This is a genomic window from Turicibacter sp. St.80E1 (genome assembly GCF_059728495.1).
The window spans coordinates 1,811,158-1,823,737 of sequence record NZ_AP039386.1; the positions used below are offsets into that span (position 1 = coordinate 1,811,158).

The following is a 12,580-nucleotide window of genomic DNA, read 5'->3' on the forward strand; positions in this document are numbered from 1 at the left end:
CAAACACATCCTTTCAATACCTCTATTTTGGAAAAATTTCCTCCTTCTATTCAGCGATATAAAAAGGATTGAAATACAAAATCCGACAAAGGGCCTACTACCAGTAGGTCCTTTGTCGGATAAAGAAAAGTTATAATTGTTTTTTTCTAAAAATCACAAGTGATCCTATTAATAAAATAACCGTCCATCCAAGCGTTATCAAAACCGGGGTTATTAGTGAACTTAAGTCATACGCCTGATTCAGCATGGCAACATTATCTGTCACCAATTTTAATGGACTCACTTCCTGGATGCGAGGAAATAAATTGACAAAAAATAATCCTCCAGTACATAAGGCAACGAACATGAGTGAGGTCGTCTGACTCTTGACAAGCGTTTGGAAAAAGAGTGATAAAGCTAATAAAAATAGCCCGAATAACCACAACGCCCCCACTGAATAAACTAAATGCGACATCTCATCACCCGGAAACAAATAAACCGTATATCCATACGTCACGACAAACGTCAACAACAAACAACCTGTCCAACTCAGCCCTGAAACCGTATATTTAGCCAAAAGCACCGTTGATTTGGCAAGTCCCTTCGTCACTAAGTGCACCAGCGTCCCCTTGCCTAATTCTTGCGTCAACGTCCCACTAAACATTAACACGATTACCATTAACCCCATCTGCGTCAAATTTTTGAAAAATTGCGCATACGAATCGATGGCTGACGGTTCGGGTAAAGAGATTTCGATTCCTTCCGTCACAAGTTGGCTCATTAAATCCGGCATAAGCTTAGCCATCAACGGACTCATGACACCAAAAGCAAAAAAGATAAGAATCATTAATAATAATTTATACGTTCTGACTAATTCCAGTCCTTCTTTTTTTATAAAGGCAACATAGGCTCGCATCCAATCACCTCCATAAATAACGATTCAAGACTTGGCTCTACAACTTTGAACTGATAAATCGGGATCCTTGCTTCAAGGATTAATTTCAACAGATGCTGCCCGTCCCCCTCTAAATCGTTCACCTCAACATTTAGCATCGTTGCTTGTTGGTTAATCTTTTGAATACGTGCCTCATTCAGTAATAATGAATGCACCTCATTCGCATGCGCGGCATCCTTAAATTCAAGTTGGATTTGACGAGGAGCAAATTGTTTTTTTAACGTCAACAGATCGCCCGTTAGGACGAGTTTTCCTTCATGCAAAATCGCAATCTGATCACAAATTTGTTCCACATCTGATAAAATATGCGTCGAAAATAAAACTGTTGTTTGTTCTTTCACCTTTAATAAAACGTCTAAAATTTCCTTTCGTCCAACAGGATCTAACGCGGAAGTAGGTTCATCACAAATGAGTAATGTAGGATTATTGAGTAAAGCTTGGGCAATCCCTAATCGTTGTTTCATTCCCCGTGAAAATCCGCCAATTCGCCGATTAACGTTAGACAGTCCAACAAGATCTAAAAGTTCGTCACATCTATCTTTTATCACGTGTTTTGGAAGTCCCGTAACCTCTGCGCATAACAATAGATACTCACGAGGCGTCATATAAGCATAAAACTCTGGGACATCAGGAAGATACCCAATCAGCCGATTCGTTTTAGTATTTCCGTAAACAACCGGCTCACCACACACAAAGATTTCTCCTGACGTTGCTTTTAAAAGTCCTAAAATTAATTTCATGGTCGTCGTCTTCCCGGCCCCATTTTGTCCTAAAAACCCAAAGATACACTGACTAGGAATCGTAAAAGAAACGTCTTCAAGCACCGTTTGGTCCCCAAACTGTTTACGTAACCCTTTGACCTCTAGGACTCTCATTCTTCGTCCCCTCTTCCAAATAAGAAGTAAACAGCCGGTCCAATAAACTGAAACACAAGGACTACAACAATCCATAACGCTTTATTTCCAAAACGATAAGATGGGTGCTTCACCACATGAATCACCGAAAAAATAGCTAGGGCGAACTGAGCCACCCCTAACGGAATTAAAAATGGTAAATAGTCAGACCATTGAGTCATAAAAATCCCCCCCTAATAATCTTTGTAATCATGTTGACGCTCCTCTTTTTTCTCTTTTTGACGCTCGATGAATTTATAAAGAATGAGCCCTCCTCCAATGATTAAATTCACCACATAACACCCGATAATGAGTTTAATCATGAATAACGACCGCCGTTCCGTAAGCGACCATTTCCGCGGCACCACTCATCACAGCCGATGACATCAGACGCATCCCGACAATCGCATTAGCTCCCTTTGATTTTGCATCCTCAACCATTCGTCCAATCGCAATTTGGCGCGCCTCTGTTAGCATTTCGTTATAGCCCGTTAATTCACCACCGACGACTCCCTTTAGGGCGGCGCCAATATCTTTTCCGATATTTTTAGAACGTACCGTACTTCCTCGAACAAGCCCCTTCACTTCTACAATTTCTTTCCCAACAATCTGATCCGTTGTTACAATTAGCATCCATACTCAACTCCTTTTTTTCTCAATGTACCTATTCTTTAATAAGCACTGCTGTCCCATAGACGACCATTTCCGCTGCTCCGCTCATGACAGATGAAGACATGAGGTGCATGCCAACAATCGCGTTGGCTCCTTTTGACTTTGCATCCTCAACCATTCGTCCAATCGCAATTTGGCGCGCCTCCGTTAACATTTCATTATAGCCAGCTAATTCACCACCAACGACTCCTTTTAAGGCGGCACCAATATCTTTTCCGATATTTTTAGAACGCACCGTACTTCCTCGAACTAATCCTTTCACTTCTAAAATTACTTTCCCGGGTATTTCCTGTGTCGTAACAATTAACATTTTCATTCTCCTAGCCGTTTCACTAATTGGATAAAGCGTTCATTTGTTTGTAAAGACATAAATAAAGGTTCCATCACCACAGCGTCTATCATGGATTGTTTAATAATGACCTCATTTCGCGGCGCCATTTTTCCAAGATCAAACGTCTCATACCACTGATCTAACTGATTAAAGAAAGTCGAGGCTCTTAAATAAAAGGAAGACCCGATGGATGTCGCTAATTTCGTATATTGCTCTAAGTAATCAAGTGCCCGTTCCTCTTCTTGAAGCCCCATCCATTTCTTAGCCACCAACAAATAAATAGGCATTAAGCAATACGGATTTAATCCTTCTAACTCAAATGTTTGAACCACCTCTAACAGCTTTTGCAACACTGTTTCAAACTTTGCCCCGTCATTTAATGAGAGCATCATTGGAAAGGCCTCCATCATCAACATCAGTCCTTTATATAAAGCAATCTGCGTTGACTTTTGCGCTTCCTCCCACTCCCCCATCATTTGATAGGCTTGAGCTTGTAAAAGTTCTCCCGTTGCCATCGGTTTTTGACATCCCTCAAGGAGGCGAAGCGCTTCTAACGGTTGATTTAATAAGATGTAACTAAGTGCCTCAAACGTTTGAGCTTGTTTCGCAAGATCAACATCTTCACTATTTACTTTTACACGCTCAAATAAAGACCGTGCCCACTCATTAATAGCCTGTGTTTGGTTTGGGTCTAACATGCTGTGATTAATCATTAAAACGCCTATTTGAAATAACAACGGATAACAAGAATAGTAGCGACGAACAATATCTCGACAAGTCGTGATGACTTCATCAAAAGGTTGCGTCGTAAAATCATGACATAACCGTTGATACAACGAGCGAATCTCATTTTTATCCATCTGTGGTTCATACCCGATGAGTTCATCCACACTTAGATTAAAATAGGCGGCAATAATCGGGAGCAACGCTAAATCAGGATAACTTTGACCTGTCTCCCACTTCGAAATGGCTGCCTTAGAGACCCCTAAATAGTTAGCCAGGTCTTCTTGCGTCATTTTCCGTTCTTTTCTTCGTTTCATAATCATTTTTGCAATCTTTAGTTCTGACACCTTATCACCTAACTTCCTAAGCCTATTATAGGATTAGTATGGGCCAATCTCAATGGAATAATAATCGACTTTAGTTTATAAAATCAACCATGCGTTGATTTTTTTAGATAACGCTCGCTCCACTCTAAGATTCCCCTCCCCATTTGATAACCTGATCATCAAACTCATCAGAAGGGACCACCACTTGACAGATCCCCGTTTCAAGCATCGCTTTAATTCGTTTAGTATACCATCCTTCATTTAAAGACAGTTCATTTTCTAAGACAAGGTTTCTTATTAAATCAGTTACGGAGGTCGATCCTTTAAGCAGTTGCCATCGAATAAAGGAATCATAAAAGTCTTCAGAAACTCCAAGCACCTTTCCTTCTAGCATCACCCGTAAGGGAGAGGTTTTTAACTGATTCTCCCACATCATCGCAAACACCTTTTTCTCTATCTCCGATAAAACGGTCTCACCTTGAACAAGCATCTGAAAATAATTTTCTGTCATCTCGTCCCAATTTCGAAAAAAGACAAGGCTTTTAAACGGAGTCAGCTGATAAGGGGGACGGTGAACAACCGATAAACTCACCTCAATATCCTTTAAAATGGAACAAAGAAAATAAAGGCCACACCCATCATTCGCCGATGGACCTACCCAAATTCGAAAGGTCGCTCCACGCTGAGCCTCTTTCTCTAAACGTTGCCACTGCTTAGTGAGCGAACGAAATCGGGATCTTAATTCGGCCTCACTTGAGAACTTGCTCCGATGTATCTCACAAAAAAGGTCCTCCCTTGAAGTAGAACTGATTCCATCTGAAAAATCCCCTAAGTCAAATAGAAACGGTAAATAAATAATGGATTCAAATTCCTGTATCGGTTCATCCGTTCGCTCCTCAACCGGAATCGTTGACAAATACCACGTATAAGCCGCCCCTTCACTAAAAAACACATCAATCATCGTAAAACCTCCTATTGCCCTTTCTTTCCTGCCTTGCCCGTTCATCTTCATAAAATCTTAATAGTTTTACCACACTTTTCTTAATATTTCCATGATAAAGTATAGGCAACTTGTCAAAAAGGAGCCTTTAAAATGCAAAAGAGACAAAAATTAATCTGTATGATCTTGATTCTTTTATTATCAAGCCTCGTATTCACAACCTGTGACATGACCTATGAGCAAGAATCAGCCCCTCATTACTTTAAACCGATTGTGATTGAAGCCAAAAGCATCCCCTCATCATCAGTTGACTCAATTGACGATCCCCCTTTAAAATCAGATGTTTTAACGAGGGAAAACCCATCCATCCAAACAAGAGAGCTCCCAACCCTCACTGCCACACACCTTTTAATGGCGAGCCTTGCTATTGGGCTTTTTAACTTAACACTAGCAATCGGCTATGTTCTTATTCGACTCCTTCAAAAATCACGCCTGTCTTTTAAAAAATAAAGGAAAACCTTCCGCCTCCATATAAAAAAAGCATTGAGCCCTACAGGGTCAATGCTTTTTTTCATCCATCAATCATCCGCTCGTTTGACTATCCCTCATAAAGCAAGTTAAAAGGCATTATTGCCGAATAAATACAAAACGTGTCTTAACCTCGATTCCTAAATAGGCCCTTCCTTATCATCGCCCTTATTAAAAAGTCATCCGATTCAAAGATAGCTTCGCTTTTTTTGTTCGGTCATGGTCTCACTCATCTAAGACTTTTAATTTATAGCCTAAACCGAATCGAGCAATAAACCAACATAGAACAATTCCTGTTAAAAATAACATATAAATTCCAGATAGCCCCTCGGTGTGCTCCATCGTCACTAAAAAATCTTGTAGCGCATGAGCCAGCATCAATGGGACAATCGTCCGATACTTAAATAAAAAGTAAAAATAAACAACCGTACCCGATCCAATAATCAACGTAATGTTAAGCCACTGATCAAAGTTATAGTTCATGTGCAACAGTCCAAAGAAGAAACTCGTCACCAAAACGCTAACGATACAAGAAATCATCCGGTTCTTCATCACCCGAACCAAAACCCCATAAAGAATTAAAAAGAGACAAAACTTAAAAATTTCTTCTCCAATACCAACGAGTGAGTAACGTGCCAATTCATGCACGACGTGTGTCGCTGTTAACGGATAGGTCAATTGATCCAATAATTGAGGATCGTTAGCTGATAAAAAACTTCCCGCTACACTTTCCGCCAAAATTCCGAAGAAATAGACCATTCCCGTCATAGCGATGAGATTAATCAAACTTCCACCTTTATTATAAAAAGGCCCCATTTCCTTTTTCCCAACAGTCACGGAGAAAATTAAAAAGAATCCTAAGTACCCCATTAAAAATAGTTCCGGATTCGAAACTCCTGCTAATAGTGGCGTTCTTAACAAGACTAAAAACCCGATAACGACCATTAAATATGGCATGAGGTGTTTAACGACCGGAATTGAATTTACCGCATTTTTCATTTTCATCCACTCTCCCCCCTGTCTCTTATTTCATCAATCTTGATTCAAAAAGTTAAAAACTATTTTGGTAAATTTGAAAAAATCGCGAAATTTCATACGCTTGATTCACAACGTCTTCATCCTCATGGGTAATCTGCCACCCATAATACCCATACGAGCGCCAATTCCATTTCGTAATGGGAAATAAATAATACTCCTCTTTAATAGCCTGAAACCCCTCTTTATATTGTTCAACGATTGTTTCAAAAGCTCGATTGGGATCGATGAAAACAGGTTTTCCTTCCTCGCTCATTCCAACCGCATAAGCAGAATGACCACCAAAATCACTGGGTAACAAACTCATGTCATAAGAAGACACGGCCTGATGAATCGGGCGACACCCCACTAAACAAATACACGATAAAAAAATGATGATCCCTCTCATTTTATCGCCTCCCTAAAAGCCTGATTAGATGGCGCTATCGTAAATATCATTCATCGCTTGATTTTCACTAACGGTCCATAAAATATCAAGTAAATTCTTTTTTTGGTCCGCCTTGGTGCGTCCCTTTAATTTAGCATTGAATAAGGCCATCCCTAAAAAGGCAAGATGATTGGTTGTTAGCTCCTTATCGGATAGCTGACTTATGTACGAACAACGTTCATGACTCGGTAAATCTAAAATGGCTTTTAATCCGTTATTTTCTGGTAAAGATAAATAAATCGTTAATGATTCTCGTTGAGATTCATCAATCCCCCCATGATAAACCTCTTTAAAATAAAGTTGCCCTAAACGAATCGCCTGATTTTTTGGTGAAAGCGTCGGATCTTTTTTCTTCTGACCTTCCACAAGTTTTTGTTCAAAAGCTGAGATCTCTAATTGGCGATAGTTTTTTAATACTGCCGTAAACTCTTTAATTCCCTCTAATTCTTCCCCACCGACGAGCTGAGTAATCTTTTCATAGGTTGTGAGAACGCCGATAATATCTTTAATTTTTGCCACTAAACTCCCTCCAATTTCTTATAAATAATCTGTTACTTTGCGGGTAGATTTGTTTTTTTCAATGTGAAGTCGGTCCAACACCTCAAACACTAAATTCCCGTACATTTGATTAGGTTTAACTTTCGTCATCACCTCTGGTTTAACGAAGCAACACTCCCCATCCCCGGTTAAACGAGAAATTTTCACCTGATTTTCAATGACTGATTCAAATAGCATGCGTGGAAATTTAAGATCAACCTGTGTTCTTAACGTTTTCGTGTCTGTCCCTGCTTTCTTTAATGTCTCGACAATCCCAAGCATTTTAGGAACTCCTGGCTTTAAATACGCTAAATAGGATGAATCCGGTGCCAAACGAATGATCGTCTCATACGCCCGACAAAACTCTAAAATTTCCTTTTTCTCCACGATATTTCTAATATGCGTCACCCCTTGTAATCCCATATTATCCATAATCGTTGGAATTAAATAATAGTCCGACACAAATAAAGCATTTTGGGTCACATAGTTATTCGTTGGCGGACAATCAAAAATAATGAAATCATATTGTTCATCCAGTTTAGATTGCTTAAAAAACTTCGCTAAAATACTAAGGCGCATTAACTGGCTATTGGAACTATCTCCGTAACTTCGTCGAATATCTCCATCAATATCTTCAAGCCCTGTTATCGCACCTTGTCTTGCACTCACAAGCATCGTGGCGGGAATGAAATCAAATCCCTTCAGATGAAGCCGTTCTGTTTTATAAAAATCTCTTTTAATGAGCCGCTCTAAGTCAATTGGCATCTCAAAATCTAAAATATCTTGATTCAAAGCCGTGCGGAACACGTGATTAATACATTCATCTTCTTGAAGATGACTAAATTTATACTTATCCTCATTCCCATACGTCCTCGAGTAGGCCTTCATGCAAATCGTACTTAATGAACATTGTGGATCTAAATCAATTAGTAACACAGAATGTCCATTTAAGAAGTTTAGTCCCGCGGCTAGGTTAAACGAGGTCACCGTCTTTCCAACCCCGCCCTTATAATTGATAACCGAAATCACTTTTGCTTTCCCCACGTTATCTCCCCCTTTCAATACTATCAGTATATTAATCATCTCTTGTATTCATGTATCCCCTTTAGCAGAAAACGTAAGAACGCTTCATCTTTTTCCCACTAAAATCACTTATCACATGACGCGATGAAATCGACTCCCAAAATAGCGGCTACCTACATAGAATAAAGAGATACGACACTCAATTTATTCCTATATCGTGAAAGAAAGGTGGGATTTGATGGAGATTTCCCTCTTAATTTGTGTCCTGATCTTAATGACCTGTATTTTTTTAAGTAAGCTAACCCATCGACTGGGGTTACCAACCTTGCTTTTTTTCATTCTCTTGGGCATGGTTTTTGGATCCGACGGATTTTTTAAAATTTCCTTTACCAACTATTCACTCACGGAACAACTTTGTACCATCGCCCTCATTTTTATCATTTTTTATGGGGGCTTTGGAACGAGTTGGAAGGCGGCGCGCCCTGTCGTAAAACCTGCCCTTATTTTATCAACGCTCGGTGTGTTATTAACCGCCCTGCTCACCGGCTTTTTCTGTTTTTTCTTTTTAAAGATGAAAGGCTTAGAAAGCTTGTTAATGGGGGCTATCATTAGTTCAACCGATGCGGCCTCCGTTTTTTCAATCCTCCGATCTAAAAAACTAAATTTAAAAGAAGGCACGGCTTCCATCCTTGAATTAGAAAGTGGAAGTAATGATCCAATGGCCTACATGCTCACCACCCTTTGTATTGGATTGATGAATCAGACAGCTCTCATGAGCGACGTCCCTTTACTTCTTCTCACTCAGTTAGGTATAGGTGCCTTTTTAGGAACTGTCATTGGACTTTTAAGTGCCCATGTGTTAAAACGGGTGAACTTTATGATTGATGGATTTGAAACCATTTTTGTCCTATCCATTGCCCTGCTTTCCTATTCTTTACCGACGATTTTAGGCGGTAACGGTTATCTTGCCACCTATCTTTGTGGAATCATTATCGGTAATAGTCAGATTCCAAATAAAGTCATTCTCGTCAATTTTTTCGATGGGCTCACGGGTCTTGCGCAAATTTTAAGTTTTTTCCTTCTCGGTTTACTCGCCTTTCCCTCAAAAATTCCCACTATTTTCGTGCCCGCCCTCTTAATCTTTTTCTGGCTCACCTTTCTTGCCCGTCCCCTCACCGTCTTTTTGCTCATGCTCCCCTTCAAGACGTCTTGGCAACAAAAAGTTCTCCTCTCCTGGTCCGGTCTGCGGGGCGCCACCTCCATCGTTTTTGCTATCTTAACCTTTCTTGGCGGACAACCGTTAACGTATGATATTTTTCATATTAGCTTTTGCATCTGCCTCATCTCCGTCGCTCTTCAAGGAACGCTACTCCCTGCCGTTGCTAAAAAATTGGCCATGATTGATCGCCATGCCAACGTCTTTAAAACCTTTACCGACTATCAGGAAGAAGCGCATCTTCCCCTATTAAAGATCACCATTACCCCAAAACATCACTGGGCAAACCGCCTCATCCGTGATTTAAAAATTACCGATACACTTATCTTAATGATTCGGCGTAAAGACCAAACGTTAATTCCTGATGGAGATACTAAATTGTTACCCGGGGACCAACTCGTTGTCAGTGGCACACACTTTCAAGAATACACGAATCTCCCCCTCACTGAGATTCAGATTGATAACTCGCACCCATGGGTCCATAAACAGATTAAACACCTTGACCTTCCCCATAAAACACTCGTCATTTTGATTAAACGTCAAGATGGAACGAATATTACCCCCAAAGGAGATACGCGCATTGAAAACGGAGATACACTCGTTCTAACAGCCGAGCATTTTCATCAAGGAATTATTTCTTGTATGTGAGGGAGGGTTTGTTCCTAATATCATTATTAGACCTCATTTTTTATGAATTTCACCCGTTGAACAACAAAGACCCTTCTCTTTAGCGTATTAAAAATCATTTCATTCATTAAATGGGGTATACAACTCCCCATCCCACAAATCTTAATAAGGTTATTATATATCTTAAGGAGGAAAATAAAATGTGCACAGGATTATGCTTATCTACAAAGGATGGAAAACATCTTTTTGGACGAAACCTTGATGTTCCTGCTTCTTATAACCAGGCCGTTCAAATTGTTCCAAGGAATTTTAAGTGGCTAAACGTTGCGACCCAAGAAACAATCACCTCTAAATACGCTTGCATAGCCATGGGAATCGTCATTGACAATCACCCTCTTCTCTTTGACGGGGTTAATGAAAAGGGATTAGCTGGTGGAGGATTAAATTTCACACACTTCGCAAAATTCTCTTCAACTGCTGTAAAAGATAAAATCTCTTTATCAGCTTCTGATTTCGTCTATTGGGTGCTGAGTACGTTTTCATCTTTAAGCGAGTTAAAAGAGACCTTACCCTCTGTTATCTTAACAAGTATTCCCTTCAAACCGGATTTACCAGTTGCGGGATTACATTGGATTTTTACAGATAAAACAGGTGAAAGTATTGTTATTGAATATATGGAAGACGGAATGCATATCCACGATAATCCAGTCGGTGTTCTAACAAACGACCCAACCTTCGACTGGCAATTAACAAATTTAAGCCAATATGTAACCCTTTCTTGTAAAACTCCACAACCAGAAGAAATGGGGAATCTACTCGTTAAACCATTTGGTCATGGACTTGGCATGTGCGGAATTCCAGGAGACGGTTCTCCCGCTGCAAGATTTGTCCGCACCGTCTTTTTCCGTGATGCCGTTGTTGGAGCCGACGATGAAATAAGTGGGGTTACAGCCTTCTTTAATGTTCTATCAGAAGTTACGGTGATGAAAGGATCTGAAATTGACCCCGATGGATCCATGAACTTTACCGTTTATAAATCAGCCATGTGTCAAGAATCTCAAACTTATTACTACACAGATTACTATAACCGTCGAATCAACGCGGTTAAATTAACACCTGATACAATGAATGCTGACCACATTACAACGTTCCCTTACCTAGGAAAACAAGATATTTGTTATCAAAATTAACGCAAAAAAAACATCATCTCGTTTATGAGATGATGTTTTTTTTGAAAAATTGGTTCATGCCATTACTTGTGCCTATTGGGTAAGGGAAACTTCTTGGCCGAATCCTGATCTACTTTTATGGCAATTGTCGACAATTTTAAATCCGTTGGGAAGTTTTGTTTTGAAATATCAGCCTCAATGGATTGTCTAAATTGTTCTAAATCACCTTTTATTTTATCTAATAGCCCAATAAATCCAATTCCTTCTAAATAGAAAAATAAAATTTCTTGATACTCTTTAACAAAATACGAGACTTGCCCCAAACATTGATGAGCATATTCAACCCCTTTATGCCTTGCTACTTCACCTAAATTATCAAGTAAAATTCCAATCGCATAATATTCTGTATCCTTCGGGACCGCATTTAATACCTTTAATAAAGCCTTCCGATTTTGAAGCATGGTGATAACATCACATTCCGCCTCTTGCTTCCCGATAATTTCTTCTGTTACATCTTTGACGATCCCAAATATACCATCGCCCACTTTTTTCTTGAAAATTTGATAATAAGCACCCTCAATGTATTCGACCTCTAAATACTCTCCCTCACTATGAGCTTCTTCATCTCCACGAATACATTGATAGTAAACAATAGGAGAAATAATTTTTCTATTGAAGAGATCCTCATCTGTCAACCCGATCAGTTCATCTTGATGGGTCAGATGAAATGATTTGACATAGGCAAGGTTAGCGTAGCGATAAATATTTTGTTGATCTTTATAAAAGATCATCTTTGTTGGAATTCTATCAATCATATAATCAAATAATTTCATTTTTAATGAATCGGCGTTTTCTTGTAATATTTCCACGATAATCGATGACTCATTTGAAATGAAATGGAGTGTAAAACATTGACCATTTCTGCGTTCAATACTCAACTTCTGATTTTCACCACACTGAACACGTGTTAATAACGGTTGAAAGGCGTCGGGTTGACATTTAAAACCTTCTTTTTCCAAAAGGGCGAATAAATCCGTTGATATCGCTAAATCAACATCATTTAAAAGTTCTCTGGCTTGCTTGTTTAAAGCTTGTATTTTACCACTTAAATCAATGAGGATCATAGGGGTTGAGAGATGTTCAAATAGGTGGTTGGTGGTCATCGTGTAATCTCCTTACTATCAAATATTACATCCTAA

16 protein-coding genes are annotated in these 12,580 nt (G+C 39.4%); 3 read left to right on the plus strand and 13 right to left on the minus strand.

The features are described 5' to 3' along the window. Positions 1-130: 130 nt before the first annotated feature. From AC6I0I_RS08680 to AC6I0I_RS08715, 8 genes are all read right to left on the minus strand, one after another. The gene (locus tag AC6I0I_RS08680) at positions 131-895 is read right to left on the minus strand and encodes an ABC transporter permease subunit (protein ID WP_262953780.1); all 765 of its coding nucleotides are present in this window, start codon (positions 893-895) and stop codon (positions 131-133) included. Further along, positions 871-1,809, minus strand: coding sequence for an ABC transporter ATP-binding protein (locus AC6I0I_RS08685; protein WP_161831224.1), 939 nt, complete (start codon positions 1,807-1,809; stop codon positions 871-873). The genes AC6I0I_RS08680 and AC6I0I_RS08685 overlap by 25 nt, the downstream gene beginning before the upstream one ends. Beyond that, positions 1,806-2,009 (minus strand): PLD nuclease N-terminal domain-containing protein, encoded by a 204-nt coding sequence (locus tag AC6I0I_RS08690; protein WP_262951065.1) that lies wholly within the window; start codon positions 2,007-2,009, stop codon positions 1,806-1,808. The genes AC6I0I_RS08685 and AC6I0I_RS08690 overlap by 4 nt, the downstream gene beginning before the upstream one ends. A 12-nt stretch (positions 2,010-2,021) precedes the next feature. Next, positions 2,022-2,150, minus strand: coding sequence for a hypothetical protein (locus AC6I0I_RS08695; protein WP_255421463.1), 129 nt, complete (start codon positions 2,148-2,150; stop codon positions 2,022-2,024). Beyond that, on the minus strand, positions 2,143-2,460 hold the full coding sequence (locus tag AC6I0I_RS08700; RefSeq protein ID WP_161831225.1) for a heavy metal-binding domain-containing protein: 318 nt from the start codon (positions 2,458-2,460) through the stop codon (positions 2,143-2,145). Before AC6I0I_RS08700 ends, AC6I0I_RS08695 begins: the two co-directional genes overlap by 8 nt. 31 nt (positions 2,461-2,491) lie before the next feature. Continuing rightward, positions 2,492-2,809: a heavy metal-binding domain-containing protein gene (locus tag AC6I0I_RS08705; RefSeq protein ID WP_262953781.1), complete on the minus strand. Its 318-nt coding sequence runs from the start codon at positions 2,807-2,809 to the stop codon at positions 2,492-2,494. Positions 2,810-2,811: 2 nt separating this feature from the next. After that, positions 2,812-3,900, minus strand: a complete 1,089-nt coding sequence (locus tag AC6I0I_RS08710) for a helix-turn-helix domain-containing protein (protein ID WP_161831229.1) — start codon at positions 3,898-3,900, stop codon at positions 2,812-2,814. Between the two features lie 124 nt (positions 3,901-4,024). Then, a complete protein-coding gene (locus AC6I0I_RS08715; RefSeq protein ID WP_262951063.1) occupies positions 4,025-4,840 on the minus strand; it encodes a DUF3658 domain-containing protein in 816 nt (271 codons plus the stop codon). A 132-nt stretch (positions 4,841-4,972) separates the two neighbouring features. Between AC6I0I_RS08715 and AC6I0I_RS08720 the strand changes: the two genes are divergently transcribed. Continuing rightward, on the plus strand, positions 4,973-5,329 hold the full coding sequence (locus AC6I0I_RS08720; RefSeq protein ID WP_262953782.1) for a hypothetical protein: 357 nt from the start codon (positions 4,973-4,975) through the stop codon (positions 5,327-5,329). Positions 5,330-5,572: 243 nt separating this feature from the next. On the opposite strand, the gene AC6I0I_RS08725 is transcribed toward AC6I0I_RS08720, so the two are convergent. From AC6I0I_RS08725 to AC6I0I_RS08740, 4 genes are read right to left on the minus strand one after another with little or no spacing between them, the layout of a single operon-like run. Then, positions 5,573-6,352, minus strand: a complete 780-nt coding sequence (locus tag AC6I0I_RS08725; protein ID WP_262953783.1) for a CPBP family intramembrane glutamic endopeptidase — start codon at positions 6,350-6,352, stop codon at positions 5,573-5,575. Between the two features lie 46 nt (positions 6,353-6,398). Then, positions 6,399-6,770, minus strand: a complete 372-nt coding sequence (locus AC6I0I_RS08730) for a hypothetical protein (RefSeq protein ID WP_161831237.1) — start codon at positions 6,768-6,770, stop codon at positions 6,399-6,401. A 24-nt stretch (positions 6,771-6,794) separates the two neighbouring features. After that, positions 6,795-7,328, minus strand: a complete 534-nt coding sequence (locus tag AC6I0I_RS08735) for a hypothetical protein (protein WP_161831239.1) — start codon at positions 7,326-7,328, stop codon at positions 6,795-6,797. A gap of 18 nt (positions 7,329-7,346) precedes the next feature. Then, the gene (locus tag AC6I0I_RS08740; protein ID WP_161831240.1) at positions 7,347-8,390 is read right to left on the minus strand and encodes a ParA family protein; all 1,044 of its coding nucleotides are present in this window, start codon (positions 8,388-8,390) and stop codon (positions 7,347-7,349) included. A gap of 217 nt (positions 8,391-8,607) precedes the next feature. Here AC6I0I_RS08740 and AC6I0I_RS08745 point away from each other — a divergent pair, with 217 nt between their 5' ends. After that, entirely contained in the window at positions 8,608-10,233 is a 1,626-nt protein-coding gene (locus AC6I0I_RS08745) for a potassium/proton antiporter (protein ID WP_161831242.1), read from the plus strand. 179 nt (positions 10,234-10,412) lie between these two features. Next, the gene (bsh, locus tag AC6I0I_RS08750; protein ID WP_262951059.1) at positions 10,413-11,402 is read left to right on the plus strand and encodes a choloylglycine hydrolase; all 990 of its coding nucleotides are present in this window, start codon (positions 10,413-10,415) and stop codon (positions 11,400-11,402) included. 62 nt (positions 11,403-11,464) lie between these two features. On the opposite strand, the gene AC6I0I_RS08755 is transcribed toward bsh, so the two are convergent. Continuing rightward, positions 11,465-12,544 carry a PAS domain-containing protein gene (locus AC6I0I_RS08755; RefSeq protein ID WP_262951058.1) on the minus strand — a complete coding sequence of 360 codons (1,080 nt, stop codon included), beginning with the start codon at positions 12,542-12,544 and terminating at the stop codon, positions 11,465-11,467. Positions 12,545-12,580 lie beyond the last annotated feature (36 nt).

Bases quoted from the DNA above. Each gene is read 5' to 3' on its own strand.
- AC6I0I_RS08685 (WP_161831224.1), bottom strand. From the start codon at position 1,809: ATGAGAGTCCTAGAGGTCAAAGGGTTACGTAAACAGTTTGGGGACCAA.
- AC6I0I_RS08730 (WP_161831237.1), bottom strand. From the start codon at position 6,770: ATGAGAGGGATCATCATTTTTTTATCGTGTATTTGTTTAGTGGGGTGT.
- AC6I0I_RS08705 (WP_262953781.1), bottom strand. From the start codon at position 2,809: ATGTTAATTGTTACGACACAGGAAATACCCGGGAAAGTAATTTTAGAA.
- AC6I0I_RS08700 (WP_161831225.1), bottom strand. From the start codon at position 2,460: ATGCTAATTGTAACAACGGATCAGATTGTTGGGAAAGAAATTGTAGAA.
- AC6I0I_RS08720 (WP_262953782.1), top strand. From the start codon at position 4,973: ATGCAAAAGAGACAAAAATTAATCTGTATGATCTTGATTCTTTTATTA.
- AC6I0I_RS08690 (WP_262951065.1), bottom strand. From the start codon at position 2,009: ATGACTCAATGGTCTGACTATTTACCATTTTTAATTCCGTTAGGGGTG.
- AC6I0I_RS08680 (WP_262953780.1), bottom strand. From the start codon at position 895: ATGCGAGCCTATGTTGCCTTTATAAAAAAAGAAGGACTGGAATTAGTC.
- AC6I0I_RS08725 (WP_262953783.1), bottom strand. From the start codon at position 6,352: ATGAAAATGAAAAATGCGGTAAATTCAATTCCGGTCGTTAAACACCTC.
- AC6I0I_RS08745 (WP_161831242.1), top strand. From the start codon at position 8,608: ATGGAGATTTCCCTCTTAATTTGTGTCCTGATCTTAATGACCTGTATT.
- AC6I0I_RS08755 (WP_262951058.1), bottom strand. From the start codon at position 12,544: ATGACCACCAACCACCTATTTGAACATCTCTCAACCCCTATGATCCTC.
- bsh (WP_262951059.1), top strand. From the start codon at position 10,413: ATGTGCACAGGATTATGCTTATCTACAAAGGATGGAAAACATCTTTTT.
- AC6I0I_RS08695 (WP_255421463.1), bottom strand. From the start codon at position 2,150: ATGATTAAACTCATTATCGGGTGTTATGTGGTGAATTTAATCATTGGA.
- AC6I0I_RS08715 (WP_262951063.1), bottom strand. From the start codon at position 4,840: ATGATTGATGTGTTTTTTAGTGAAGGGGCGGCTTATACGTGGTATTTG.